Origin of the sequence: Streptococcus oralis (genome assembly GCF_023109005.1) — a bacterium.
In the GTDB taxonomy this organism is placed as follows: domain Bacteria; phylum Bacillota; class Bacilli; order Lactobacillales; family Streptococcaceae; genus Streptococcus; species Streptococcus oralis_BU.
In genome coordinates this window covers 99695-125373 of sequence record NZ_JALDTU010000004.1, presented here as the reverse complement: position 1 = coordinate 125373, position 25679 = coordinate 99695, and the positions used below count along the sequence as shown (strand labels likewise).

The window sequence follows — 25679 nt, the reverse complement described above, 5'->3', positions numbered from 1 at the left end:
CACGGACTAGAATTAGAACTGAAAGGAAAATTACAATGGAACGGATCATTCATGGAGATGTCTTATCACCAATCTTGGCTTATATGCGCCTAAAGGGGCAACACAAGGTTATTTTAGAGAGTATTCCGAGAGACAAGGAAACCGCTCGTTTTTCTATCCTGGCCTATAATCCAGTTTTTGAGATTCAGTTTGAAAATGGGGTTCTTTATCAAAATGGTCAAGTGATTGATCGGGATCCTTTGGATTTCCTTTATGAAGTGACTCATAAGAGCCAGCATCATTCATATCTACCTTTTGGTGGAGGAGCTATTGGTTTTGTCGGTTACGATATGATTTCGCTCTATGAGGAAATCGGTCAAATCCCTGAGGATACCATTGGGACGCCAGACATGCATTTCTTTGTCTATGAGAGCTACATGGTTTTTGACCACAAGAAGGAAAAAATCCATGTCATTGAGGATGCTCTCTACAGCGAGCGTAGTCAAGAAGACTTGGAAAAAGCCTTGAATCAAGTGCTTGAGGAATTACGCATTCATGCTCCAAATGAATTTGAAGATTTGGATCTATTTCCGCTGGACTTCAAACCGCATATCGCTCCTCAGAAGTTTGAGCAAATGGTGGAAACCGCTCGTGACTTGATTCGTAATGGTGATATGTTCCAATGTGTACTCAGTCAACGCTTCTCAGCAGAAGTTACCGGAAATCCATTTGACTTCTACAGAAATCTCCGCGTGACCAATCCATCCAATTACCTCTATTTCTATGATTTTGGGGACTATCAAATCATCGGTGCCAGTCCTGAAAGTTTGGTTTCTGTCAAAAATGGCATCGTAACTACCAATCCGATTGCAGGTACGCGACCAAGAGGAGCTACGGATGAAGAAGACAAGGCCTTGGCGACAGACCTGCTTTCTGATAAGAAGGAAACAGCAGAACATCGGATGTTGGTAGACTTGGGACGTAATGATATCGGCCGCATCTCTGAAACGGCCAGTGTTCAAGTCACCAAGTATATGGAAGTGGAGCTCTTCCGCTATGTCATGCATTTGACCAGTGTGGTCAAGGGTCGTTTGCTTCCAGACCTCACTGCCATGGATGCCTTGAAAGCTACACTTCCAGCTGGAACAGTTTCAGGAGCTCCAAAGATTCGAGCTATGAGACGCATCTATGAACTGGAAACAGAAAAACGGGGCGTATACGCAGGAGCAATCGGCTACTTGTCTGCTACAGGTGATATGGACTTTGCCATTGCCATCCGAACTATGATTCTTAAAAATCAAATAGCCTATGTGCAGGCTGGAGCAGGGATTGTCTACGATTCCATCGCCCAAAACGAATACCAAGAAACCATTAACAAAGCAAAATCTATGACTAGAATTGGAGAGCTAAGACCATGATTTTATTGATTGACAACTATGATTCCTTTACCTATAACTTGGCCCAATATATCGGGAATTTCGCAGAAGTTCAGGTCTTGAGAAATGATAATCCCAAGCTATATGAAGAAGCTGAAAAAGCAGATGGTCTGGTTTTTTCTCCTGGTCCAGGTTGGCCAGTTGATGCTGGAAAGATGGAAGACATGATTCGTGACTTTGCAGGTAAGAAGCCGATTCTAGGAATTTGTTTGGGACACCAAGCCATTGCAGAAGTCTTTGGTGGTAAGCTAGGCTTGGCTCCAAAAGTCATGCATGGGAAACAGAGCCATATCAGCTTTGAAGTGCCTTCTGTTCTCTACCAAGATATTGAGGATGGTCGTGCGGTCATGCGTTATCACAGTATTTTGATTGAAGAAATGCCAGAAGGCTTTGAAGTGACAGCTCGTTCGACTGATGACCAAGCTATTATGGGAATTCAACACAAAAGCCTGCCGATTTATGGCTTCCAGTACCATCCAGAGAGTATCGGAACGCCAGATGGCTTGTCTTCTATTCGGAATTTTATCGAGAAGGTTGTAAAGTGAGGAAACCAGGATGAAAGAGATTATTGAAAAAATAGCAAAATTTGAAAATTTATCAGGTGTGGAAATGACGGATGTCATTGAGCGTATCGTTACTGGGCGTGTAACCGAAGCGCAGATTGCTTCTCTCCTTTTAGCTCTTAAGATGAAGGGGGAAACACCGGAAGAGCGCACAGCCATTGCACAAGTCATGAGAGGGCATGCCCAACACATTCCAACTGAAATCCATGATGCTATGGATAACTGCGGTACAGGTGGAGACAAGTCTTTCAGCTTTAACATTTCCACAACTGCAGCCTTTGTCTTGGCTGGTGGCGGCATTCATATGGCAAAACACGGTAACCGCTCGATTTCTTCTAAATCGGGTTCGGCAGATGTCCTTCAAGCATTGGGCATCAATCTTGACCTTAAACCAGCTGAACTAGGTAAGGTCTTTGATAAAACTGGAATCGTCTTTCTCTTTGCTAAAAATATGCACCCAGCTATGAAGTACATCATGCCTGCTCGTTTGGAACTAGGAATTCCAACGATTATGAACTTGACTGGTCCACTGATTCATCCAATGGCCTTGGAAACACAGTTGCTTGGCATTAGTCGTCCAGAACTGCTAGAAAGTACCGCTCAGGTTTTGAAAAATATGGGTCGCAAACGTGCCATCGTGGTTGCTGGACCAGAAGGCTTGGATGAAGCTGGCTTGAACGGGACAACCAATATTGCTCTTCTTGAAAATGGCGAAATCACCTTGTCAAGCTTCACTCCAGAGGATTTGGGGATGGAACGCTACGCTATCGAAGATATCCGTGGTGGCAATGCTCAGGAAAATGCAGAAATTTTGCTTAGCGTTCTTAAAAACGAACCAAGCCCATTCTTGGAAACGACAGTTCTAAATGCTGGTCTTGGTTTCTATGCTAATGGTAAGGTAGCTAGTATCAAGGAAGGGGTTTCCTTGGCCCGTCAAGTGATTGCTAGTGGCAAGGCCCTTGAAAAACTCAAACTGTTACAGGAGTACCAAAAATGAGTCAGGAATTTTTAGCACGAATCTTAGAGCAGAAGGCGCGTGAGGTCGAGCAGATGGAGCTGGAGGAAGTCCAGCCCTTGCGCCAGACCTATCGCTTAGCAGAATTTTTGAAGAATCACCGTGACCGTTTGCAGGTAATCGCTGAGGTCAAGAAAGCTAGCCCTAGTCTGGGAGATATTAATCTCGATGTGGATATTGCGCAACAGGCCCAGACTTATGAAGTGAATGGTGCAGTGATGATTTCAGTTTTGACAGATGATATTTTCTTTAAAGGGCATTTGGATTATCTACGGGAGATTTCCAGTCAGGTAGAGATTCCGACGCTCAACAAGGATTTTATCATCGACGAAAAGCAAATTATCCGCGCTCGTAATGCAGGTGCGACAGTTATCTTGCTCATCGTGGCTGCCTTGTCAGAAGAACGCCTCAAGGAACTGTATGGCTACGCGACAGAGCTTGGTCTGGAAGTCTTGGTGGAAACCCACAATCTTGCTGAACTAGAAGTGGCCCACAGACTTGGAGCGGAGATTATTGGGGTTAATAACCGTAACTTGACCACCTTTGCAGTCGACTTGCAGACCAGTGTAGACTTGGCTAAACACTTCAAAGATGATTGCTTGTACATATCTGAATCTGCTATTTTCACAAGGCAGGATGCGGAACGAGTAGCACCATCCTTTAACGGAATCTTGGTGGGAACAGCGCTCATGCAGGCAGAAGGTGTAGACCAGAGAATCAAGGAGTTGCAGATTGACAAAGGTTAAGATTTGTGGACTATCGACCAAAGAAGCGGTAGAGACAGCCGTATCAGCAGGGGCAGACTACATTGGTTTTGTCTTTGCGCCTAGTAAAAGACAGGTGACCTTGGAAGAGGCTGCTGAGCTGACAAAGCTCATTCCTGCAGATGTAAAAAAGGTTGGCGTATTTGTCTCACCAAGTCGGGTAGAATTGCTAGAAGCGATTGAAAAAGTTGGCTTGGACTTGGTTCAAGTTCATAGTCAGGTGGCGGATGATTTGTTTGAGGATTTGCCTTGTGCTAGCATTCAGGCTGTGCAGGTGGATGGAGAGGGTCATGTGCCTCATTCTTGGGCAGACTATCTACTCTTTGATGCCCCTGTGGCAGGGAGTGGCCAGACCTTTGACTGGGGTCAACTAGATACGACGGGACTAGCTCAGCCTTTCTTCATCGCAGGTGGGCTAAAGGAAGACAATGTAGCAAAAGCAATTCAACACTTTACTCCCTATGCAGTAGATGTATCGAGCGGAGTGGAGACAGATGGACAAAAAGATCAGGAAAAGATTAGAAGATTTATAGAGAGGGCAAAGCATGGCATATCAAGAACCAAATAAAGATGGATTTTACGGAAAATTCGGCGGACGTTTCGTCCCAGAAACATTGATGACAGCAGTTTTGGAGTTGGAAAAAGCTTATCGTGAAAGTCAGGCGGACCCAAGTTTCCAAGAGGAATTAAACCAACTTTTGCGCCAGTATGTAGGACGTGAAACTCCTCTTTACTATGCAAAAAACTTGACCCAGCATATCGGTGGCGCCAAGATCTATCTCAAACGGGAAGACCTCAACCATACAGGGGCCCACAAGATTAACAATGCCTTGGGACAAGTTCTTCTCGCTAAACGCATGGGCAAAAAGAAAATTATCGCAGAAACTGGTGCTGGTCAGCACGGTGTGGCAACTGCAACAGCTGCAGCCCTCTTTAACATGGAATGTACCATCTATATGGGTGAGGAAGATGTCAAACGCCAAGCACTCAATGTCTTCCGTATGGAGCTTTTGGGAGCCAAGGTTGAGGCAGTAACAGATGGTTCGCGCGTGCTCAAGGACGCGGTCAATGCAGCCCTTCGTTCATGGGTGGCTAATATCGACGATACCCACTATATCCTTGGTTCTGCCTTGGGACCTCATCCATTCCCAGAAATCGTTCGTGACTTCCAAAGTGTGATCGGTCGAGAAGCTAAACAACAGTACCGTGAATTGACAGGTCAAGACTTACCAGATGCCCTAGTAGCCTGTGTTGGTGGTGGTTCCAATGCCATTGGTCTCTTCCATCCATTTGTGGAAGATGAATCTGTAGCTATGTATGGAGCTGAAGCGGCAGGACTTGGTGTGGACACGGAGCATCACGCAGCGACCTTGACCAAGGGTCGTCCGGGTGTCCTTCACGGTTCCCTCATGGATGTGCTTCAAGATGCTCATGGTCAAATTCTTGAAGCCTTCTCTATCTCAGCAGGTTTGGACTATCCTGGTATCGGTCCAGAACATTCTCACTACCATGATATCAAACGCGCCAGCTATGTTCCTGTGACAGACGAGGAAGCCTTGGAAGGATTCCAGCTCTTGTCTCGTGTGGAAGGGATTATCCCAGCCTTGGAATCTAGCCATGCCATCGCCTTTGCGGTGAAATTGGCCAAAGAACTTGGACCAGACAAGTCTATGATTGTCTGCCTATCCGGTCGTGGGGACAAGGATGTGGTTCAAGTCAAGGATCGCTTGGAAGCAGATGCAGCAAAGAAGGGAGAAGCACATGTCTAAGACACTAACAGAAAAATTAAAGGCCATAAAAGCAGCTGGAAAGGGAATTTTCGTTCCCTATATCATGGCTGGAGACCACGAGAAAGGTTTGGATGGACTAGGAGAAACAATCCACTTTCTAGAAGATTTGGGTGTCTCTGCTATTGAAGTGGGCATTCCCTTTTCAGACCCAGTTGCAGATGGACCTGTGATCGAGGAAGCAGGTCTGCGCAGTCTGGTCCACGGGACTTCTACCCAGGCTCTAGTTGAAACCTTGAAAACCATTCAAACAGAGGTTCCCCTGGTCATCATGACCTACTTCAACCCCCTCTTTCAGTACGGTGTGGAGAACTTTGTCAAAGATTTGTCAGATACAGCTGTTAAGGGCTTGATTATCCCAGACCTGCCTCATGAGCATGCTAATTTTGTAGAGCCATTTTTGGCAGATACAGACATCGCCTTGATTCCCCTAGTTAGTTTGACGACAGGGATTGAGCGTCAGAAAGAGTTGATTGAAGGGGCAGAGGGATTCGTCTATGCCGTTGCTATCAATGGGGTGACAGGGAAATCAGGAAATTACCGCGCAGACTTGGACAAGCACTTGGCACAATTGCATCAAGTAGCAGACATCCCAGTCTTGACAGGTTTTGGCGTATCTAGTCAGGATGATGTGGAACGCTTCAATGCGGTGTCCGATGGCGTTATCGTCGGTTCGAAAATTGTAAAAGCTCTCCACCAAGGAGAGCCGATTCAGGACTTTATCAAACAAGCAGTAGCTTACCAAAAATAATCAAACAAGCAGCTAGTAAGAGGAAAGGCACGAAAGGAAGTCTTTCCTTTTTCTTTTGGAGGAGAAAGGCTAGGATCCCCGTCGCAGAAGAAAACTGGATCAAAATCAGTAATTCGGTCACACTAAAGACGAGAGCACAAGATGATAGAAAGAGAAAATCACCTGCTCCTATACGAATGTCGATAAAATGGGCCATGATTCCAAGAGTAAGAAAGAAGACCATAACCAGATTCCAGTCAGAGCAGGCCATTAGGATTAGATGAAACGTCAGCCAGACTAGTAAAGGATATTCCTGATGGCGAAAGTCGTAGATTCCCAAGGTTGAGCCAGCAGTTATGAGGATGACTTGCCCCAAGGAAAGAAAGCCCCAAGACCAAGACAGAAAGAGGATTCCTAAGCCTAGTTCAAAGAGGGCATACCAGAATGGATAGCGAGCCTTGCAGTAGCGACAGCGAAAGCGATTAAAGACCTGAGAGAGGATAGGAATCAAATCTAAGGGACGCAAGCGAGTCTGACAGGAATCGCAGTGACTAGCCGGACGGATAATGGATTGCTCAGGAAAACGGTCAATGACCAAACCCAAGAAAGAAGCGAGAATGCTCCCGATAAGAAAAAAATAAAGATCAATCATACTTATCTATTCGTAAAAAATAGGAGAAGTAGTATAATGGAGAAACATATATAAGATGGTGAGGTCAAGATGATGATTCGTTTTGAAGAAAATGTGAGTACAGAAAATGCTCAGCTCTTATGCCAATGGTCCAACTCCCTTGGCAAATCCTTTCAAGAACAATGGATGGGAACAATGATTCCTTTCCCCTTAACAATTCAAATCTTGCAAGATTTGGAAGGAATCTTTTCAATCTTTGATGGACAAGAGTTTGTGGGGCTTATCCAGAAAATCAGGCTAGAAGACAGGAATCTTCATATCGGGAGATTTTTTATCAATCCTCAGAAACAGGGGCAGGGCTTAGGTAGCCAGGCATTAAGGAAATTTGTTAGTTTGGCCTTTGAAAATGAAGACATAGAGACTACTTCTCTAAATGTCTACGAGGCAAATCAAACAGCTTACAATCTTTACCAAAAAGCAGGATTTGAAATCGTTCAAATGGTTGAAGTACCTATACGAAAATACATCATGAAAAAGGGGAGATAGCAGATTGACTTTGTAGTAAAAACTCCTTTTTCGCTGTGAAGAAGGCTATACTATTTTAAAGGTAGAAGGAACGGCTCGTATGAAAAAAACAGATATTTTTAAAGACATTATTTGGATTATGACACATGATTCATCTACAGTAAAAGATCGCAAAGGGTGCAACCCTCAGCCTTTTCTAGAAAAGATTACAGATGATATGGCTGAGCAAGAATTTCTCTATCAAGTCAGAGCTTATCTTGCTAGTTTTGGGATTATTGGTCATATTTCTTTCCATGATAAAAAATCAGGTCCGAAAGGTTTTCTTTTGAGGATAAGTGAGCAGGAAATGTTTGTTGAGGAAGCAAACCAAGATACAGGCCTCCAAGTGGGGGATCGAATCCTCAGTCTGGACGGGATGAGTTTGGAGCAAGTAGCTTTGCAACACCCAAATTACTTTATTAGTCTGACTCCAGAAAGACGATACCGAGAATGGGCAGATTTGCTACTGATGGCAGAGCAAGTGACCGTCTTGCGAGATGGACAGGAGATGTCTATTACAGTTCGTGCTAGCCAGCAAGCTCAAAAAGCTCAGATCTTTTGGAAAGAGTTGGAGTCAGATATCCTCTATCTACGCTTAGATAATTTTATGGATGAAGAAGCGATTAGCCGTTTATACCAAGAGTGCTTGCAGAAGATTACTGAGACAGAAACTCTTATTATAGATGTCCGTTACAACAATGGGGGCACGGATTCTTTGTATTTTCCGCTCTTACATCTTGGCTTGGAGGAAGGGAAAGGCTATGACACTCTTGATTTACAGGATGATGGAATGGAAATTCTCTATACAGAAGGAAATGTCGATCGACGCTTAAAAGACTTTGAAATATGGCTTCAACAAGAAAATATCAGTCCTGATACGGTGAAACTGCTTGAAGATTTTCGTAATAATTTACTCCAAAATCGAGGGAAAGGCTATGTTCGGTATCAGGATGATCAGGACGAGCTTTTTCCAGGTGTTAAGGGTGGTCACTATCCAGAGCAGATTTTTGTTTTGTCAGATATTTATTGTGCATCATCAGGAGATAATTTTGTCAAGATGATGAAGAATTTTAAGAAAGTAACAGTTATCGGCCGTCCAACGCTTGGTATTTTAGACTACTCAAATTGTTGCAAGGTAGATTATGATGATTACTTTTTTATGTTCCCAACTTCTCGCTGGTTGGCTATAGATAAAGGCAAAGGGATGACGGACAAAGGTGTTCTTCCTGATATAGAAGTCCCTTGGACTCCTGCACATTTTGAACGAGATGTAGATCTAGATAAATGTCTGGAGTTGATTGAGATGAAGAGGAAATATTAGATTGTTTAAATAAAAGACTTAGTTCTGTATGAAATAGAGCTAAGTCTTTTGCTTTTGATCTGTTTGTAATTGAGTAAAATGATTGTATCACTGAGGGGCAAAAGAATTTTTTTACACATAAAATATATCTTGAGCATCCGTTGATGGAATAAAAGTAGGGAGGATACAAAAAAGCCTTGTAACTCAAGGCTTTTTCCTGTTGATTTAGATGCCCCCTGCAGGGCTCGAACCTGCGACCCATAGATTAAGAGTCTACTGCTCTACCAACTGAGCTAAGGAGGCAAAGAAAAAGCTGTATTGGTGCCGAAACTTCACGGTTTGTATTGAACCCGCGCAATTAAGCAGGTGGGCAACTCGCTCTAACTGAAGCTGTTTCCGTGTGAGACGGCCTACATGCTGTTAGAAGACTTTTGTTTCCCTAATAATACAAAAAATAGTCGGTCAACACTTAAGTGTGAAGTCGTACACCACAGCGTTTCTATATTTATATGATACCACTTTTTTTAAAAAATTCAAGAGGAAAAATTATTTTTTTGCAAAGGATTTCACAAGTTTCGTAATTTATCAATGGTTTCCTTACGTTGCGCCAAGGCTCGTTCGTATTTTCCAGTATCTTCTGGAGTAAAATAGTGGTGATTTTGGATTTTTTCTGGCAGATAGTCTTGCTTGACCCAATTTCCAGGATAGTTGTGTGGATAGAGATAGTCTTGGGCGTTTCCCAGTTCCTTGCTTCCACTGTAGTGACCATCACGCAGGTGTCGTGGAATGGGCAAGTGACCTGATGTTTTGAGGTCAGCAAGAGCCTTATCCATAGCCACATAGGCTGAGTTGGACTTGGGTGAAAGAGCCAGATCAATCACAACATTAGCAATGAGGATGCGAGCTTCTGGGAAACCAATCCTTTGTGCAGCATCTAGAGCAGTTACAGTATGGATCTGCGCTTCAGGATTGGCCAAGCCGATATCTTCATAAGCAATCACAGTCAAGCGACGAGCGAGGCTAGGAAGATCCCCAGCTTCAATCAAGCGGGCTGCGTAGTGGAGACTGGCATCCACATCCGAGCCGCGAATGGATTTTTGCAGGGCTGAAAGGACATCATAGTGACCGTCCCCATCCTTGTCCATGGTAATGTAGCTTCGTTGCAGGCTATTTTCCATGATATCAAGAGTGATATGGCGGGTGCCCTTGTCATTTTCGGGAGTAGAGAGAACAGCCAAATCTAGTGAATTAAAGGCAGAACGGAGATCACCATTAGTAGATGTTGCGATGAAATCAAGGGCATCCTCATCTAGTTCTACCGGGAAATCAAAACCACGTTCAGTGTCAGATATAGCGATTTGAATGGCTTCTTTAACATCTTGATTGGACAAGGGTTCTAATTCAAAAATCTGGACGCGACTGCGAATGGCTGGAGTGACAGAAAAGAAAGGATTTTCAGTCGTCGCCCCAATCATGATGACCAGACCACTTTCCAAGAGGGGAAGTAGAAAATCTTGCTTAGTTTTATCTAGTCGGTGAATCTCGTCCAGTAGCAGAACCAGTCCTCCAGAAAATTTAGCTTCTTCGGCGATTTCTTGCAGTCGCTTTTTACTATCAACAGTCGCATTGAAGGTCCGAAAGGCATACTTGGTGGTCCCAGCGATGGCAGAGGCGATACTGGTCTTTCCGATACCCGGAGGTCCGTAGAGAATCATGGAGGACAGACGGTTAGCCTCCACCATGCGGCGGATGATTCTTTCTGGTCCGACCAGATGTTCCTGACCGATGACCTGGTCGATGGTTTTTGGGCGCATGCGAAGCGCGAGATTGTCTGGCATAGCAGTCCTTTCTAACATGGATTTTCTGATGTATATGTGGTAAGATGGTAGTATCTATTTTAGCATATTTCCGAGTATTCGGGGCGATTAAAGAATCGCATAGAAAGAGGACAAAATGGCAACATACGGATTTTTAGATGTTTTAGAGGAGGAGTTGGACAAGAACTTTCCCTTTGACTTTGAGATTAGCTGGGACAAGCGCAACCATGCGGTAGAAGTGAGTTTTCTACTAGAGGCACAAAATGCTGCCGGTGTGGAGATGGTGGATGAGGACGGAGAGGTTTCGTCAGACGATATCCTCTTTGAGGAAGCGGTACTCTTTTACAATCCTGCCAAGTCAACCGTCAATGAAGAAGATTATCTGACTGTCATCCCTTACCTGCCTAAAAAAGGTTTTTCACGTGAGTTTTTAGCTTATTTTGCCCTTTTCCTTAAAGATACTGCCGAGGTTGGGCTGGATGCCCTCATGGACTTTTTGGAAGACCCAGAAGCAGAAGAGTTCGTCATGGAATGGAACCAAGAAGTCTTTGAAGAGGGGAAAGTCGGCTTGGAAGAGGGAGAGTTTTATCCTTATCCGAGATATTAGGAGTCTAATATGGAAAAAGAAATTTCTGATTTCACAGGTTGTAAGATTGCTTTGTTTTGTGGGGATAAGCTTCTGACTATCTTACGAGATGATAAGGCGAGCATTCCTTGGCCCAATATGTGGGAACTGCCCGGTGGGGGACGCGAAGGGGATGAAAGTCCTTTTGAGTGCGCGGCGCGTGAAGTTTACGAAGAACTGGGAATTCATCTGACTGAAGATTGTCTGCTTTGGGCGAAGGTTTACCCAAGTATGCTTTTTGCGGATAAGAAATCCGTATTTCTAGTTGGCAAGTTGGCTCAGGAACAGTTTGACCAGATTGTCTTTGGAGATGAAGGGCAGGGCTACAAACTGATGGGCATCGAGGAATTTCTTGGATCAGATAAGGCTGTGCCCCAGTTGCAGGATAGAGTGAGGGATTATTTGGAGGAAGTAAATGATTTTTGCAATTGCAACAACGACACTAAATAAGGAAGTTAAACGCAAACTAAAAACTGGACAATATTCTAGAGAAGAAGCTACATTCATCTATATGGAATATTTAAAGTTAAAGAAGCAGAGAGAAAGTGGCACGAAAATAGCTGGGATTTCTACGGCTGTTATTTGGGTATTAATGCTTGTTATACCCTTACTGAGTGGTAGAGGTCTCGTACTGCCCCTTTCAGTATATTTTTTATTTTTGATACTGTTTGCAGGAATTGTTCTATTTGTTTATTATCTTATGTTTGGTATTTTTAAACAGCAGATTCATAGCGCAATGAAAGAACACTACACAGATGTAATTGAGGAATTTGAGGGTTAGTAAAACAGCGTGTGGAAGAGCATAGAAGTGCTAGTTGAGAGAATGTGTATTTGGAGGTATTAGTATGATTCAGATTGTCCGAGCAGGAGCAGAAGATTTAGAAACCGTAATTGCAATTCAAAGGGCTAGCTTTAAGGCTATCTATGAGAAATATCAAGATGAGTATGATCCCTATCTAGAGGATCGTGAACGAATCAAGTGGAAATTGGTTGAGCGTCCCAATAGCTATTACTACTTTGTGAAAGAAAAGGACGAAAATATCGGATTTTTACGAGTTCAGACCAATGAGGAATTGACGGAGGCTTGGTTGGGAACGGCAGCGATTTTGCCCCAGTATCAAGGAAAAGGTTATGGTTCTGAAGGATTGGAATTGCTGGAAAAGGAATTTCCGACGATTAAACAGTGGGATTTGTGTACGGTATTACAGGATGCGGGCATGGTCGCTTTTTATGAGAAAAACGGCTACCGTCAAACTCATATCGAGCCTGAAAAAGAAGGTATGGATATGGTTTACATGAAAAAATTGATTGACAAATAGAAAGGATGGTTCGGTTAAATTTCTAAACTGAACCCGCCCTAAACACTGTGCCAAAAAGATAAACTTCTCTTAGACACAAGCGTCTTCAGAGAGTTTCCTATTTTGGCTTTGTGTTTTACGGGCTTGGTATCTTAATGATGGAAACATGGCAAGAGTTAAAAGTTACAGTGAAGCGTGAGGGGGAGGAGTTGGTGTCCAATCTCTTGATTGAGTTAGGTGCCCAAGGCGTTGCGATTGAAGATAGTATGGACTATGTGGGGAATGTCGACCGTTTTGGTGAGATTTTCCCAGAGGTCGAGCAACAAGAAGAAATCATAGTGACAGCCTACTATCCAGACACGGTTGATGTGGCAGTGGTTGAAGCGGACTTGCAGGCTCGTCTGGCAGAAATGACCGATTTTATGGATCTGGGAGAGGTCAAGATGGGCACGACTGACTTGGCTGAGGAAGACTGGGCAGACAACTGGAAGAAATACTATGAGCCAGCTCGTATCACTCATGATTTGACCATCGTGCCGTCTTGGACAGACTATGAGGCGACTGCTGGAGAAAAGATTATCAAGCTGGATCCAGGCATGGCCTTTGGGACTGGGACGCATCCAACCACTAAGATGAGCCTCTTTGCTTTGGAACAGGTTCTTCGTGGTGGGGAAACGGTGCTAGATGTGGGGACTGGTTCAGGAGTTCTTTCTATTGCTAGCTCGCTTCTTGGTGCTAAGGAAATCTTTGCTTACGACCTAGATGATGTGGCAGTTCGTGTTGCTCAGGAAAATATTGAGCTCAACCCTGGCATGGAAAATATCCATGTTGCTGCTGGAGATTTGCTCAAGGGTGTTAAGATTGAGGCGGATGTGATTATGGCTAATATCTTGGCGGATATTCTCATTCATCTGACAGACGATGCTTATCGCTTGGTCAAGGACGAAGGCTACCTGATCATGAGTGGCATTATCAAGGACAAGTGGAACATGGTGCGCGAGTCGGCTGAGTCAGCTGGATTTTTCCTTGAAACTCACATGATTCAAGGGGAATGGAATGCCTGTGTCTTTAAGAAAACCAAGGATATTTCAGGTGTGATTGGAGGCTAGCATGCAGCAGTATTTTGTCAAAGGAAGTGCAATCTCTCCTGTCACTATCGAGGACAAGGAAACCAGCAAGCATATGTTTCAGGTCATGCGGCTGAAAGAAGATGATGAAGTAATCTTGGTCTTCAATGATGGTATCAAGCGTTTGGCGCGCGTGATAGATGTGGAAGCGCGTCAGTTTGAGTTGGTCCAAGAATTAGTTGACAATGTGGAACTGCCAATCCAAGTGACCATCGCATCTGGATTTCCCAAGGGAGACAAGCTAGAGTTCATCACTCAAAAAGTGACGGAGCTGGGTGCCAGTCAGATTTGGGCATTTCCAGCAGATTGGTCAGTTGCCAAGTGGGATGGCAAGAAATTGGGTAAAAAGGTTGAAAAACTAGAAAAAATCGCCCTTGGAGCAGCAGAACAAAGCAAGCGTAATATCGTTCCAAGTATCCAGCTTTTCGAGAAAAAAGCAGATTTTTTAGCGCAACTAGACAAATTTGACTCTATCGTAGTGGCCTATGAAGAATCAGCGAAAGAAGGAGAAGCCGCTGCGCTCTTACAAGCAGTTGCTGGTCTTGAAAAGGGAGTAAAATTGCTCTTTATTTTTGGTCCGGAAGGTGGTCTCTCACCTGCAGAAATTGAAAGTTTTGAAGCTAAAGGAGCCGTCTTAGCAGGCCTTGGACCTCGCATCTTGCGAGCAGAAACAGCGCCACTTTACGCCTTATCAGCCCTTAGTGTTTTAGTAGAATTAGAGAAATAAGAGGAAGAAAATGGAACAAAAACACCGTTCAGAATTTCCAGAAAAGGAACTTTGGGACTTAACAGCCCTATATCAAGACCGTGAGGATTTCTTGCGTGCAATCGAGAAAACGCGCGAAGACATCAACCAATTTAGCCGTGACTACAAGGGCAATCTTCACACTTTTGAAGATTTCGAGAAGGCTTTTGCGGAATTGGAACAAATTTATATTCAGATGAGCCATATCGGCAATTATGCCTTTATGCCTCAGACGACAGACTATAGCAATGAAGATTTTGCTAATATCGCCCAAGCTGGGATGGACTTTGAGACAGACGCCAGTGTAGCCTTGACCTTCTTTGACGACGCCTTGGTGGCAGCAGACGAGGAAGTCTTGGACCGTTTGGGTGAGCTGCCACACTTAACGGCAGCCATTCGTCAGGCCAAAATCAAAAAAGCCCACTACCTAGGGGCGGATGTGGAGAAGGCCTTGACCAATCTGGGTGAAGTTTTCTACAGCCCACAGGACATTTATACTAAGATGCGAGCTGGGGATTTTGAAATGGCTGACTTTGAAGCCCATGGCAAGACCTACAAAAACAGCTTTGTAACTTATGAGAATTTCTACCAAAACCACGAGGATGCTGAGGTTCGTGAGAAATCCTTCCTTTCCTTCTCTGAAGGCCTTCGTAAGCACCAGAATACAGCTGCGGCAGCCTATTTAGCCCAAGTCAAGTCTGAAAAACTCTTGGCAGATATGAAGGGCTACGATTCAGTCTTTGATTACCTCCTAGCTGAGCAAGAAGTGGACCGTGCCATGTTTGACCGTCAGATTGACCTCATCATGAAGGACTTTGCGCCAGTTGCTCAGAGATACCTCAAGCATGTTGCCAAGGTTAATGGTCTTGAAAAGATGACCTTTGCAGACTGGAAATTGGACTTGGACAGCGCCCTTAATCCTGAAGTGACTATTGACGACGCCTATGATTTGGTCATGAAGTCGGTAGAACCTTTGGGGCAAGAATATTGTCAGGAAGTTGCTCGCTATCAAGAAGAGCGCTGGGTGGACTTCGCTGCCAATAGTGGTAAGGATTCTGGTGGTTATGCAGCCGATCCTTACCGTGTGCACCCTTATGTCCTCATGAGTTGGACAGGCCGTTTGAGCGATGTCTATACCTTGATTCATGAAATCGGGCATTCTGGTCAATTTATCTTTTCAGACAATCACCAAAGTTACTTCAACGCCCACATGTCGACCTACTATGTCGAAGCGCCATCAACCTTCAATGAATTGCTCCTCAGTGATTACTTGGAACACCAGTCTGACGACCCACGTCAAAAACGCTTCGCTCTTGCTCACCGCTTGACAGACACCTACTTCCATAACTTTATCACCCATCTCTTGGAAGCAGCCTTCCAGCGTAAGGTTTATACATTGATTGAAGAAGGGGAAACTTTTGGAGCAAGCAAACTCAACAGCATTATGAAGGAAGTCTTGACGGACTTCTGGGGAGATGCCATTGAAATTGACGACGATGCGGCACTCACTTGGATGCGCCAAGCTCACTATTACATGGGCTTGTATAGCTACACATACTCAGCAGGCCTTGTTATCTCTACTGCAGGTTACCTCCATCTGAAAAACTCTGAAACTGGAGCTAGAGACTGGCTCAATCTCCTCAAATCAGGTGGCAGCAAGACACCGCTTGAGTCAGCCATGATTATCGGAGCCGATATCTCAACAGATAAACCACTACGTGATACCATCCAGTTCTTGTCTGACACAGTTGACCAGATTATAGCCTACAGTGCCCAGTTGGGAGAGTAGGGAAATGGGCAAATTTTAGGAGAATAATATGAATAGAATCAAAGAATGGCTAGAGCAAGATCCCCAAAGAATGCATTTTATCAAAATTGGTCTAGTTTTGTTGGGAGTCATTTTGTTGATTGCTCTACCTACTCTCTATCTTGTTTTGAGCGGAGTTGGTATTTGGTATTTTGTAAAGAAAGCACCAGATATTCGAAAGAGAAATCTAATGATCGGGATTTTCATTGTCAGTTTTGTTGCAGTTGCTCTTCAAACTCCAACAGTCACAAAGAAAATTTCATCTTCTCAATCAGAAACTATGCAGACTGCGACATCTACTACTTCGACAGCTTCAACCACGGATACTTCATCTAGTATAGAGGAAGCAAAACGAATCGAAGAAGAGAAAAAAGCTAAAGAAAAAGCAGAAGAAGAGAGAATTGCCAAAGAAAAAGCTGCAAAGGAGTTGCAAGAAAAAGGTGAAACCTTAGTCAAACAATTGGAAGACAGTCAAGATGCGAGTCAAGTGAGGTCTGCTAAAGAGACAGTTAATCAGATTGAAAATAATGATAAAAAGACAGAGTTGCTTGATAGAATAGCTGCAGTTGAGTCGTTCATTTCTCAAAAGGAGGAAGAAAAAAGAGCTGCGCGTGAAGCTGAAACCAAAGCTCAACAGCAAGATAGAATTGTCTATGTTGCAGACCATGGGAAATCAAAAGTTTATTGGTATAGTAAGGATAGAATGCCTTCAAAAACGAATAAAGCTAACGTTGTTGAGATGACAGAAGCAGATGCGATTGCAGCAGGAAAACGACCATCTAAAAAAGAATAAGATAGAAAGTTATCTTGGGCTAGTTTTTTGAACAGTTGCTAGAAATGTAGAGGTACTTGAGATGCGTAAAAAATTACAAAGAAAAGTGACAGAAGAAAAACCAAGCTATAGTCGAGAAGAAATTCAGTGGTTGCTTGAGCATTTGGGAGATCCCTCTCCAGAAATTCGAGACGAACTTGTTTTTACGAGTTTGGCTAGAGGGATTCAAGAAGAGTTGTTTTCCCTTGAGCAGTTTCAGTTTATCTCAGAAGAGGTCTCCTCTGATGAAGGTCTATACAAAGAGATTGATAGTAGAGGAGTTTCGGCTCTTAAACGTTCTTTTAGGGCGCTTATTTATGCCAATCTTTTGTCTGCAGATGGTACTAAGGAATCACTTTATTACCAGCAGTTGCCTTCTCCTATCAGGGCTACCATGTTAAATCAAGGCTTACACTATCTTACAAAGGAAAAAGAGACGACGGGTTACTCTCATCAGTTTGGGTGGATCCACGCATTTGCGCATGGGGCTGATCTCTTGACGGAAGTTATATGCCATCCTAGCTTTCCAAAGTCAGATATAGCCGAAGCATTTGAAAACATTGGGAAAATCTTTAAACGTGTTGAGATTCGTTTTACAAATGATGAGGATTGGCGGTTAGCCAGAGCGTTTTATCAACCAATCTTACGAGGGAAAATCGAACCGTCTCTCCTCACTGCTTGGCTGCAAACAGTCGAATTTCCCTTGAAAGAAGTAAATGATTTCCATAAATTTTCCAATTTCAGATCTTGTTTGCTGGAAATTTACCTTCAACTAGACTGTCATAAACTTTTACAAGATGACTTGAAAGAAGCTATTCAATCTTTTCAATACTAAGTCCAAGCGAGTCGTTTCATGATTTTCAAATAACTTTCCAGTCAATTTTCTTGAAACCCTTTCCTTCTTTTGATAGACTAATACATAGTTCGAAAAAAAGGAGACTTATCATGAAAAAATTTGTTGCTGAATTAGTCGGTACATTTATGCTTGTGTTCATTGGAACAGGAGCTGTTGTTTTTGGAAATGGTCTTAATGGCCTTGGACACCTTGGAATTGCTTTTGCCTTTGGTTTGGCAATTGTAGTTGCAGCTTACTCAATCGGAACTGTTTCAGGTGCTCACTTGAACCCAGCTGTTTCGATCGCTATGTTTGTAAACAAACGTTTGTCATCTTCAGAACTTGTAAACTACATCCTTGGACAAGTAGTTGGAGCTTTCCTTGCGTCAGCTGCAGTATTCTTCCTCTTGTCTAACTCAGGCATGTCAACTGCTAGTCTTGGTGAAAATACCTTGGCAAACGGTGTCACTGTCTTTGGTGGATTCTTGTTTGAAGTCATCGCAACTTTCTTGTTTGTCCTAGTTATCATGACTGTCACTTCAGCAAGCAAAGGCAATGGCGCAATCGCTGGTTTGGTAATCGGTTTGTCATTGACAGCCTTGATCCTTGTGGGATTGAACATTACTGGACTTTCAGTTAACCCCGCTCGTAGCTTGGCTCCTGCTGTCTTGGTCGGTGGCACAGCCCTTCAACAAGTATGGATTTTCATCCTTGCCCCAATCGTTGGTGGCGTTCTTGCAGCACTTGTTGCGAAAAACTTTCTTGGAACAGAAGAATAATTGAAACTCAAAAAGCCTTGCTCCTCGTTTTGAGGAACAGGGCTTTTCGTATTATACTCTTCGAAAATCTCTTCAAACCACGTCAGCGTCCATCTGCAACCTCAAAACACTGTTTTGAGCTGACTTCGTCAGTCTTATCTATAACCTCAAAGCTGTGCTTTGAGCAACCTGCAGCTAGCTTCCTAGTTTGCTCTTTGATTTTCATTGAGTATGAGTTTAACGGTTGTCAATTTTCTCCGGATAGAGGTCGTGTTGGAAGAGACGCTGTTCTGCCAAGCCTTCATACTTGGTTCCAGGTCTACCGTAGTTGTAGTAGGGGTCGATTGAGATGCCACCGCGCGGAGTGAATTTTCCCCATACTTCTAAATAGCGAGGGTCTAGTAGATTGACCAAGTCTTTCCCGATAGTGTTGATACAGTTTTCATGAAAATCTCCATGATTTCGGTAGCTAAAGAGGTAGAGTTTGAGGGATTTTGACTCGACACAGAGCTTGTCAGGAATGTAGGAAATATAAATGGTTGCAAAGTCTGGCTGAGCAGTGATAGGGCACAGGGAGGTAAATTCAGGACAGTTGAATTTGATGAAATAGTCATTTTCCACATGACGATTGTCAAAGGATTCGAGGACTTCTGGTTGATAGTCAAAAATGTAGGTAGTTTCTTTGTTGCCCAGTAGGCTTAGATTTTTCATTTCTTCTTGTTGTGACATGATTTTTTCTTTCTAATTTAAACACCACGTTGGTTGTCGTAGAGGAGGGTATGAAGTTGAGGAAGGACGCGGACATTGCCCCAGCTATCGTCAGCAGCGACGCGTTCCCAGAGTTCTTTGAGGCGGTCTAGTTGGTCTTGAACAATATTGCCACTAGCTTTGGGCTCAGGATTTCCTGCCGATAAGAAGAGAACATCTGGTTGGTAGCGTTCTTGAATGTCTTTGGCAAAGGCCAAATCGGCGTCATCAAAGACAGGGATTTTAAAGGTGACTTTGTCTGGATCCAGTTGGGAAACGATGAAATCCAAGGTCTCAAAGTTGACTTCCATCTTGGATGAAGGAGGTTTTGGACTCAGAGTAACCTGGTCGATGTCTTTTAACCAATTTTGCCAGCGGGAGCCTTGAGTCTCAACAGCTAGAGTGACTCCACGTTCCTTGAGTTTAGTGACTAATTCGGCCATGTTGGCTGCTAGGATAGCAGGATTTCCCCCAGATAGAGTTACATAGTCGTAGGTCCCCAATTTATCCAAGGCAGCAATGACTTCGTCAGCCGTCATGCGAGTTGGTTTTTCAGAACCATCCCAAGTAAAGGCGGAGTCACACCAGTCGCAGTGGTAGTCGCAACCAGCAGTACGGACAAACATGGTTTTCTGCCCGATAGCACGACCTTCACCTTGAAAGGTTGGGCCGAAAATTTCCAGAACAGGTAGTTTGAGGACACGTTCCCTAGTCATCTAACCACTCCCGTCTAAACTCCGCAAAGGCAGTCGGAGTCTCATAGAGGCGAACGTATTCCAAACGGAGACCACGTTCATCTGGCAACTCTTGACTCATGGTTTGGAAAATCCAGTAAACCATATTTTCAGCAGTCGTATTCATATAGGGCAGGGTCTCATTGAGATAACGGTGGTCCAAGTGGGGCTCTAAGTAGTTCTTGTAGATAGCTTTGATATCTCCGAAATCGTAGGTCATGCCACGTTCATCTAAAAATCCACTGACAGTAATCTGCAGATGATAGGTGTGACCATGAAGGGATTTGCATTTTCCCTCATAGTGAAAGAGGTGGTGGGCAGCATCAAAGGTAAATTCTTTTGATACCAAGGTTCTGTGAGGATTGTAGACAAGAGACTCCCCAGTTTCCTGTTTGATTTCTTTGGGTGCAAAAAACATTAGTCCTCTCCTTTCTGTGAGAGATAAACATCTAACCCATGTTGACGTAGGTGGCAGGCTGGGCAATTTCCGCAGCCACTTCCGATAATCCCATTGTAGCAGGTCAAGGTCTTTTCACGAACGTATTCAAAGGCACCTAGTTGGTCGGCTAATTCCCAAGTTTCAGCCTTGTCTAGCCACATGAGAGGTGTTTGGATAACAAAGTTGTAATCCATGGCAAGGTTGAGGGTAACATTAAGAGATTTGACAAAGACATCTCGACAATCGGGGTAGCCTGAGAAGTCTGTCTCGCAGACACCTGTCACGATATCTTTAATGCCCCGTTGCTTGGCAAGAACTGCCGCAAAGGATAGAAAGAGGTGGTTGCGACCGTCAACAAAGGTATTGGGAACCTCTCCCTCTTTTTGCTCGATTTCCATATCAGAGGTCAGGGCATTTTCAGTGATTTGTCCCAGTAGAGACATATCTAAGATGTGATGACGAATGCCTTGTTCCTTAGCGATTTCTCTAGCAACTTGAATTTCGAGATGATGGCGTTGGCCGTAGGCAAAGGTGACGGCTTCGACTGTTTCATAGTGTTCTTTAGCCCAAAAAAGGCAGGTTGTGGAATCTTGACCGCCACTAAAGACGACTAAGGCTGATTGACGTTTCATAGTACTCCTTCCAAAGTGGGAAATGTTCAGAGCACGCAAAAAGCTCCCTTTAGGGGAGCTAAAAAATACCAAGTAGAGGTTTTTTTTAGCGATGGCATGTCCCAAACATCGTAATATTCTACCTACAGTCTAGCATATTTTTTGAAAAATGGCAAAGGGCAAGAAAAAAAGAGACCAAATAAAGTACTTGGTCTCTCATTTGATTAGCTCAATTCAGCAACGATGGCTTTGATTTGTTCTGCAGTGTGTACTCCAGCAACTTGTTTCACCACTTGGCCGTCTTTTTTGAAGAGAAGGGTTGGGATAGACATGATTCCAAAGGCACGTGCTGTGTTTGGATTTTCATCAACGTCCATTTTGACGATTTTCAAGACATCTTCTGAAAGTTCTTCAGACAATTTATCCAAGATTGGACCTTGCATACGACATGGACCACACCAAGTTGCCCAGAAGTCTACTAAGACCAAACCGTCTTTTGTTTCTTGTTCGAATGTTGCATCTGTAATTGCTTTTGCCATTGTATTTCTCCTTTTTTAGTTATATTGGCTTAAATCTTGTTTCATGAGATAGAAGAAGACATCTCCATAAGTCCCATGATAGTCCAAATCATGACCGTTGTAAGTTAATTTTTGGACTGGGTAGTAGTCTGCGACGCCGATAAGGCAAGCTTGTTGTGAACGATCAAAGTCGTCATAAGATTCGAACGTTATAGTTCTTTCGTTCTTGCTGGCATCTAGATAGGTAATTTCAATCATTTTAAAAACTCCTTTGTTTAATGATGACTTTATTTTACTCCTTGTAAAAGAGAATGTCAAGAAAAATGATTGCGCACGCAACTTTTTTCTAAAATCATCTTAAATCAAGAAATCCAAACCTGTTTCCAAGCTTTCTTCGACAGCCTTCTGTAGAGAGGCCAGTGTCTTTTGCCCATCACTTGTCAGGCAGATAAAGCTAGAACGTCTATCTTGATCACAACACATGCGACTAAGTAGACCGCAATTTTTGGCTTCCAAGCGAGCCACCATCCGAGAAACAGCGCTCGGGCTCAGATGAAGTTTATCTGGCAGGTCAATCTGGCGTAGAGATTTTTCTTGGGCCAAGTCCAGATAGTAGAGCAGGTAAAACTCTTTCAAGGTCAGACTTTGCTCGCTCTGCTGGGCAATAGTCTCTTCCAAGAGACTTTCAATTTCTTTCTGACGCCGATTGAAGTCAAACCATTTTTCCAAATAGGTCATAGTATCTCCTTTCTTTTTAGAGTTGTAAATAGAAGAAAGTCCATTCACGGACAGTCTCTGTATCACAAGATGATTGCGCATGCAATAATTATACTACTTTTCAAGAATGCTGGCAAGAAGGACGCTGAAATCTTTTATCCTAAATCATGCCTGTTTTCACAAGTCAAGAATTGTTTGTATCCCTTTTCTTCTCAAACTTTCATCAACTCTTGTGCATTTCCTTGAAATTTTCTGAAAAAAGAGTAAACTGGTATGCAAGAAGTCTATTTCGTGGAGTTTAGGATGAAATTATATGTTCAATTAATGATTCTCTTTGTGATTTCTCTAATCGGAGAGGGAATCTCTAGTTTCTTTCATTTGCCCATCCCAGGCAGTATTATCGGTTTGATTATTCTTTTTCTAGCCCTACAATTCAAGTGGCTGAGAACTAGGCATGTCAACATGGTGGGGAATTTCTTGCTGGCCAATATGACCATTCTCTTTTTACCGCCAGCAGTGGGAATCATGGAGAAGTTTGATGTGATTGCTCCCTATCTTTTGCCAATTGTTTTGATTGTCTTTTTTGCAGCAGTCATCAATATTATCCTCATAGCCTTGGTGGTTCAGTTTATCAAACGACGGTTTGAGGGAGATTATGAGAAAGGAGATGCTAAATGAGTGAATTTGTTTCCAATCCCCTGTTTGGGCTGGCCCTGTCTATCTTAGCCTATCTAGTGGGAATGCTGATTTACAGACGTTTTCCCCATCCATTGACAACGCCCTTGCTTTTGTCAGCTGTTTTTATTATCATCTTTCTAAAGGTGACGGGGATTTCTTACCAAGATTACTACCAAGGTGGGGTTTATCTGAACAACTTGATTGTCCCATCGACCGTGGCCCTAGGGATTCCGCTTTATAAGAGTTTTCACTTGATGAAGCACCATGCTCGGAGTATTCTCTTTGGTAGTCTGTTAGCAGTAGTTGTCAATACCTCTTTCACAGCCCTTGTGGCGAAAATATTTGGCATGGACTTTTTCCTAGCCATTTCTCTCTTTCCCAAGTCAGTAACAACCGCCATGGCAGTGGGAATCACAGAAAAATTGCAAGGCTTGACGACCGTGACTTTGGTGGTTGTAGTAGCAACTGGGATTTTAACCAGTGTTATCGGACCAACCCTTTTGAAGTGGTTGAAAATTGACGACCCAGTAGCTGTTGGTCTTTCTCTTGGAGGAACAGGTCATGCAGTCGGAACAGGAACAGCCTTTCGATACGGCTCTGTAGCAGGAGCCATGGGTGGCTTGGCTATCGGTGTCACAGGTATTCTCTATGTCTTTGTCAGCCCTATTGTAGCCAGTTTGATATTGAGTTAAATCAAAACCCAGCTTTTTAGCTGGGCCTTTTTTATTGTAAATTAACCTTGTTTTTCAAAATGTGATAAGTTCCTAGATAGTAGATGGCTATAAGAATAACTTCTTCCAGAATAGTCATGATAATACCCATCTGGAACTGATCAGCTCCTCCTGTGGTTGATGGGAAGTAGAAACCAGGGTTAGAACGATAGAAGAGTTCAATAAAGCCAACGACGATTTGGATACCAATGTAGGCTACAATTGACAGTGCGGTACGGTATTCATTGAAAAGCTGTCCAATGGAAATAGCCAAGTAGATGCAGAGGATTCCAGAAATAGTATTTAGTAGGAAGGATACCCCCATAAGAGAGAGTTGAGGAAGATGTGTTTCTATAAATGGAATCACGTCAGAAGTTGCAAACCAATCTGGAGCTGTTAGAGTCAGAACAATAAAAGCACTGATTGCTAGTACAGTAGTGCTGACAATAGACCAGATAAAGGCACCGACTAGTTTGGCTGAGATGATATAATGTTCAGAAACTGGCAATGTCAAAGTCAGATAACCTTGTCGGTCATAGACACTACCTTTGAAGCGTTTAATGATTAAGAAAATAGTTGAAATCCCCAGTGTAATCATCAAGCCACTAAAGACAGTAGCTAGAAAAAGTAGCATAGTAAGTTGACTTTCTTTGGCAGGTAGATTGTTATAGGTCTGTGTCTGTATTCCGATAATGGCAGAAAGGGCTAGCACGGCAACGTAGAGAGCTAAATACCACTTGTTAACATTTTTAAATTCGTAGCGAACTAAATTCCAAAACATAATAATCTCCTTTGCTTAGGCCTTAAATTCCTGACGGAAGAGTTGGTCAATGGATTCACCTGACTCATAGCGAATATCATCTACATTTCCTTGACGGACGACTTTTCCGTCTTTTAGGAAGACAATTTCATCTAAGATTGGCTCGATATCAGAAATCAAGTGGGTAGAAATCAAAACGGTAGAAGTTGGGGAGTAGTTGTTGATAATAGTATTGAGGATATACTCACGGGCTGCTGGATCCACCCCACCAATGGGTTCGTCTAGAACGTAGAGGCGGGCATCACGGCTCATAACCAAAATCAGTTGTACCTTTTCCTTATTCCCTTTTGATAATTTCTTGAGACGACTATTTTCATCAATGCCCAGGTCTGCAAGTAGATGATGGGCGCGTTCAAGATTGAAATCTTTATAGAAGGTCTTGAAGTAGGTTAGGGCTTCTTTGACCTTCATTTGCTCATTGAGATAGGTTGTATCTGGCAAATAAGCCACAATGGCCTTGGTTGCTGGGCTTGGATCCATGTCGTTGATAAGGACGCGTCCTTGATCTGGTTGTAAGAGGCCGTTGATTAGTTTAATCAGGGTTGTTTTTCCTGAGCCGTTTGGCCCAAGAAGACCAACAATTTTTCCAGCTGGGATGTCAAGAGAAACATTTTCAAGAGCTGGTGTTGCTCCATAAGATTTGGATACGTTTTCAAATGCTAGTAATGACATAGGCTTAAACTCCTTTAATATAATCGCCGACTACGCCTGGTAGTTCTTCTTTTTCATAGCCAAAATGGGTCATGGAGGAAACGAAGTGTTCCAATTCTTCTTCTGATAATTGTTTGCGCGACTGGGCGATTAGCTCCTTATCCTCAGTTACAAACCGTCCAGTTGTTCGCTTGCTGTAGACAAATCCTTCTCGTTCAAGGTCTGACAAGGCTCTTTGGATGGTGTTTGGATTGACACCGGCCTCGCTAGCCAGCTCTCGCACGGTTGGAAGTTGTTGATTGGGTTCCAGCGTATGGGAAACAATCTGAAGCTTGATTTTCTCCATGATCTGTAAATAAATGGGTTTTTTGTTGTCAAATGTCCAGGACATCTTGGTCTCCTTTCTTTTATCCTTTTGTCTTAATTAAATAATACAACAAAACAAAAAACTTGTCAAGCAAA

The 25679-nt window shown here is 43.3% G+C and carries 33 protein-coding genes and 1 tRNA gene; 21 read left to right on the top strand and 13 right to left on the bottom strand.

The genetic code is table 11. The features are described from left to right. Positions 1-35: 35 nt before the first annotated feature. The 7 genes from trpE to trpA are packed head-to-tail and all read left to right on the top strand — an operon-like array spanning position 36 to position 6295. A complete protein-coding gene (gene trpE, locus M1F56_RS05535) occupies positions 36-1397 on the top strand; it encodes an anthranilate synthase component I (protein WP_247917109.1) in 1362 nt (453 codons plus the stop codon). After that, on the top strand, positions 1394-1960 hold the full coding sequence (locus M1F56_RS05530; RefSeq protein ID WP_247917108.1) for an aminodeoxychorismate/anthranilate synthase component II: 567 nt from the start codon (positions 1394-1396) through the stop codon (positions 1958-1960). Before trpE ends, M1F56_RS05530 begins: the two co-directional genes overlap by 4 nt. A gap of 10 nt (positions 1961-1970) precedes the next feature. Beyond that, on the top strand, positions 1971-2975 hold the full coding sequence (trpD, locus tag M1F56_RS05525) for an anthranilate phosphoribosyltransferase (protein ID WP_247917107.1): 1005 nt from the start codon (positions 1971-1973) through the stop codon (positions 2973-2975). Next, positions 2972-3739, top strand: coding sequence for an indole-3-glycerol phosphate synthase TrpC (trpC, locus tag M1F56_RS05520; RefSeq protein ID WP_247917106.1), 768 nt, complete (start codon positions 2972-2974; stop codon positions 3737-3739). The genes trpD and trpC overlap by 4 nt, the downstream gene beginning before the upstream one ends. Further along, complete coding sequence (locus M1F56_RS05515; RefSeq protein WP_033606249.1) at positions 3726-4325, top strand: phosphoribosylanthranilate isomerase; 600 nt, start codon at positions 3726-3728, stop codon at positions 4323-4325. Before trpC ends, M1F56_RS05515 begins: the two co-directional genes overlap by 14 nt. Then, a complete protein-coding gene (gene trpB, locus M1F56_RS05510; RefSeq protein ID WP_247917104.1) occupies positions 4303-5526 on the top strand; it encodes a tryptophan synthase subunit beta in 1224 nt (407 codons plus the stop codon). The genes M1F56_RS05515 and trpB overlap by 23 nt, the downstream gene beginning before the upstream one ends. Next, complete coding sequence (gene trpA / locus M1F56_RS05505; protein ID WP_000047737.1) at positions 5519-6295, top strand: tryptophan synthase subunit alpha; 777 nt, start codon at positions 5519-5521, stop codon at positions 6293-6295. The genes trpB and trpA overlap by 8 nt, the downstream gene beginning before the upstream one ends. Here the strand turns inward: trpA and M1F56_RS05500 are convergent. Next, entirely contained in the window at positions 6267-6926 is a 660-nt protein-coding gene (locus M1F56_RS05500) for a prepilin peptidase (RefSeq protein ID WP_247917102.1), read from the bottom strand. The genes trpA and M1F56_RS05500 overlap by 29 nt on opposite strands. Before the next feature lie 69 nt (positions 6927-6995). Here M1F56_RS05500 and M1F56_RS05495 point away from each other — a divergent pair, with 69 nt between their 5' ends. After that, a complete protein-coding gene (locus tag M1F56_RS05495) occupies positions 6996-7451 on the top strand; it encodes a GNAT family N-acetyltransferase (RefSeq protein WP_247917101.1) in 456 nt (151 codons plus the stop codon). A gap of 79 nt (positions 7452-7530) precedes the next feature. Beyond that, a complete protein-coding gene (locus M1F56_RS05490; protein ID WP_247917100.1) occupies positions 7531-8790 on the top strand; it encodes a S41 family peptidase in 1260 nt (419 codons plus the stop codon). Between the two features lie 209 nt (positions 8791-8999). Here M1F56_RS05490 and M1F56_RS05485 read toward each other — a convergent pair. Together M1F56_RS05485 and M1F56_RS05480 are read right to left on the bottom strand one after the other, a co-directional pair. Further along, positions 9000-9072 (bottom strand) — tRNA-Lys (locus tag M1F56_RS05485). A 263-nt stretch (positions 9073-9335) separates the two neighbouring features. Next, the gene (locus M1F56_RS05480) at positions 9336-10607 is read right to left on the bottom strand and encodes a replication-associated recombination protein A (RefSeq protein ID WP_247917099.1); all 1272 of its coding nucleotides are present in this window, start codon (positions 10605-10607) and stop codon (positions 9336-9338) included. A 115-nt stretch (positions 10608-10722) separates the two neighbouring features. On the opposite strand from M1F56_RS05480, the gene M1F56_RS05475 reads away from it, so the two are divergent. From M1F56_RS05475 to M1F56_RS05430, 10 genes are all read left to right on the top strand, one after another. Continuing rightward, positions 10723-11193 carry a DUF3013 family protein gene (locus M1F56_RS05475; protein WP_023935667.1) on the top strand — a complete coding sequence of 157 codons (471 nt, stop codon included), beginning with the start codon at positions 10723-10725 and terminating at the stop codon, positions 11191-11193. Between the two features lie 9 nt (positions 11194-11202). Then, entirely contained in the window at positions 11203-11661 is a 459-nt protein-coding gene (locus tag M1F56_RS05470) for an NUDIX hydrolase (RefSeq protein ID WP_247917098.1), read from the top strand. Beyond that, the gene (locus M1F56_RS05465) at positions 11627-11992 is read left to right on the top strand and encodes a hypothetical protein (RefSeq protein ID WP_247917097.1); all 366 of its coding nucleotides are present in this window, start codon (positions 11627-11629) and stop codon (positions 11990-11992) included. Before M1F56_RS05470 ends, M1F56_RS05465 begins: the two co-directional genes overlap by 35 nt. A 64-nt stretch (positions 11993-12056) precedes the next feature. Beyond that, positions 12057-12530, top strand: coding sequence for a GNAT family N-acetyltransferase (locus M1F56_RS05460; RefSeq protein WP_000614821.1), 474 nt, complete (start codon positions 12057-12059; stop codon positions 12528-12530). Between the two features lie 137 nt (positions 12531-12667). Then, a complete protein-coding gene (gene prmA / locus M1F56_RS05455) occupies positions 12668-13618 on the top strand; it encodes a 50S ribosomal protein L11 methyltransferase (protein ID WP_348771656.1) in 951 nt (316 codons plus the stop codon). Between the two features lies 1 nt (position 13619). Beyond that, positions 13620-14363, top strand: a complete 744-nt coding sequence (locus M1F56_RS05450; protein WP_247917095.1) for a 16S rRNA (uracil(1498)-N(3))-methyltransferase — start codon at positions 13620-13622, stop codon at positions 14361-14363. A 10-nt stretch (positions 14364-14373) separates the two neighbouring features. Continuing rightward, the gene (gene pepF, locus M1F56_RS05445; protein ID WP_247917094.1) at positions 14374-16170 is read left to right on the top strand and encodes an oligoendopeptidase F; all 1797 of its coding nucleotides are present in this window, start codon (positions 14374-14376) and stop codon (positions 16168-16170) included. Positions 16171-16198: 28 nt separating this feature from the next. Continuing rightward, complete coding sequence (locus M1F56_RS05440) at positions 16199-16981, top strand: deoxyribonuclease (RefSeq protein WP_247917093.1); 783 nt, start codon at positions 16199-16201, stop codon at positions 16979-16981. 61 nt (positions 16982-17042) lie between these two features. Continuing rightward, positions 17043-17834: a DUF2785 domain-containing protein gene (locus tag M1F56_RS05435; protein WP_247917092.1), complete on the top strand. Its 792-nt coding sequence runs from the start codon at positions 17043-17045 to the stop codon at positions 17832-17834. Between the two features lie 110 nt (positions 17835-17944). Continuing rightward, positions 17945-18613, top strand: coding sequence for an MIP/aquaporin family protein (locus M1F56_RS05430; protein WP_247917090.1), 669 nt, complete (start codon positions 17945-17947; stop codon positions 18611-18613). 216 nt (positions 18614-18829) lie between these two features. Here the strand turns inward: M1F56_RS05430 and queF are convergent, their stop codons facing one another. From queF to M1F56_RS05395, 7 genes are all read right to left on the bottom strand, one after another. Further along, the gene (queF, locus tag M1F56_RS05425) at positions 18830-19321 is read right to left on the bottom strand and encodes a preQ(1) synthase (RefSeq protein ID WP_000082591.1); all 492 of its coding nucleotides are present in this window, start codon (positions 19319-19321) and stop codon (positions 18830-18832) included. Between the two features lie 17 nt (positions 19322-19338). Beyond that, positions 19339-20055: a 7-carboxy-7-deazaguanine synthase QueE gene (gene queE / locus M1F56_RS05420; RefSeq protein ID WP_247917089.1), complete on the bottom strand. Its 717-nt coding sequence runs from the start codon at positions 20053-20055 to the stop codon at positions 19339-19341. Further along, positions 20048-20491 carry a 6-carboxytetrahydropterin synthase QueD gene (queD, locus tag M1F56_RS05415; protein WP_173306594.1) on the bottom strand — a complete coding sequence of 148 codons (444 nt, stop codon included), beginning with the start codon at positions 20489-20491 and terminating at the stop codon, positions 20048-20050. Before queD ends, queE begins: the two co-directional genes overlap by 8 nt. Further along, complete coding sequence (gene queC / locus M1F56_RS05410; protein ID WP_247917088.1) at positions 20491-21144, bottom strand: 7-cyano-7-deazaguanine synthase QueC; 654 nt, start codon at positions 21142-21144, stop codon at positions 20491-20493. Before queC ends, queD begins: the two co-directional genes overlap by 1 nt. Before the next feature lie 203 nt (positions 21145-21347). Beyond that, positions 21348-21662 carry a thioredoxin gene (trxA, locus tag M1F56_RS05405; RefSeq protein ID WP_001029581.1) on the bottom strand — a complete coding sequence of 105 codons (315 nt, stop codon included), beginning with the start codon at positions 21660-21662 and terminating at the stop codon, positions 21348-21350. 15 nt (positions 21663-21677) lie between these two features. Beyond that, positions 21678-21899, bottom strand: coding sequence for a DUF4649 family protein (locus M1F56_RS05400; protein ID WP_049520424.1), 222 nt, complete (start codon positions 21897-21899; stop codon positions 21678-21680). Between the two features lie 99 nt (positions 21900-21998). Then, the gene (locus tag M1F56_RS05395; RefSeq protein WP_247917087.1) at positions 21999-22379 is read right to left on the bottom strand and encodes a MarR family transcriptional regulator; all 381 of its coding nucleotides are present in this window, start codon (positions 22377-22379) and stop codon (positions 21999-22001) included. Positions 22380-22661: 282 nt separating this feature from the next. Between M1F56_RS05395 and M1F56_RS05390 the strand changes: the two genes are divergently transcribed. Then, on the top strand, positions 22662-23036 hold the full coding sequence (locus tag M1F56_RS05390; protein ID WP_000781325.1) for a CidA/LrgA family protein: 375 nt from the start codon (positions 22662-22664) through the stop codon (positions 23034-23036). Beyond that, on the top strand, positions 23033-23728 hold the full coding sequence (locus M1F56_RS05385) for an LrgB family protein (protein WP_001288952.1): 696 nt from the start codon (positions 23033-23035) through the stop codon (positions 23726-23728). The genes M1F56_RS05390 and M1F56_RS05385 overlap by 4 nt, the downstream gene beginning before the upstream one ends. A 31-nt stretch (positions 23729-23759) precedes the next feature. Here M1F56_RS05385 and M1F56_RS05380 read toward each other — a convergent pair whose 3' ends face one another. Genes M1F56_RS05380 through M1F56_RS05370 form a run of 3 tightly spaced genes read right to left on the bottom strand, consistent with a single transcriptional unit; the run spans position 23760 to position 25608 of the window. Then, positions 23760-24527 (bottom strand): ABC transporter permease, encoded by a 768-nt coding sequence (locus M1F56_RS05380; protein WP_024057289.1) that lies wholly within the window; start codon positions 24525-24527, stop codon positions 23760-23762. Between the two features lie 15 nt (positions 24528-24542). Beyond that, positions 24543-25238 (bottom strand): ABC transporter ATP-binding protein, encoded by a 696-nt coding sequence (locus tag M1F56_RS05375; RefSeq protein ID WP_000054197.1) that lies wholly within the window; start codon positions 25236-25238, stop codon positions 24543-24545. Positions 25239-25242: 4 nt separating this feature from the next. Continuing rightward, positions 25243-25608, bottom strand: a complete 366-nt coding sequence (locus tag M1F56_RS05370) for a GntR family transcriptional regulator (RefSeq protein ID WP_000119149.1) — start codon at positions 25606-25608, stop codon at positions 25243-25245. Between the last annotated feature and the right edge of the window lie 71 nt (positions 25609-25679).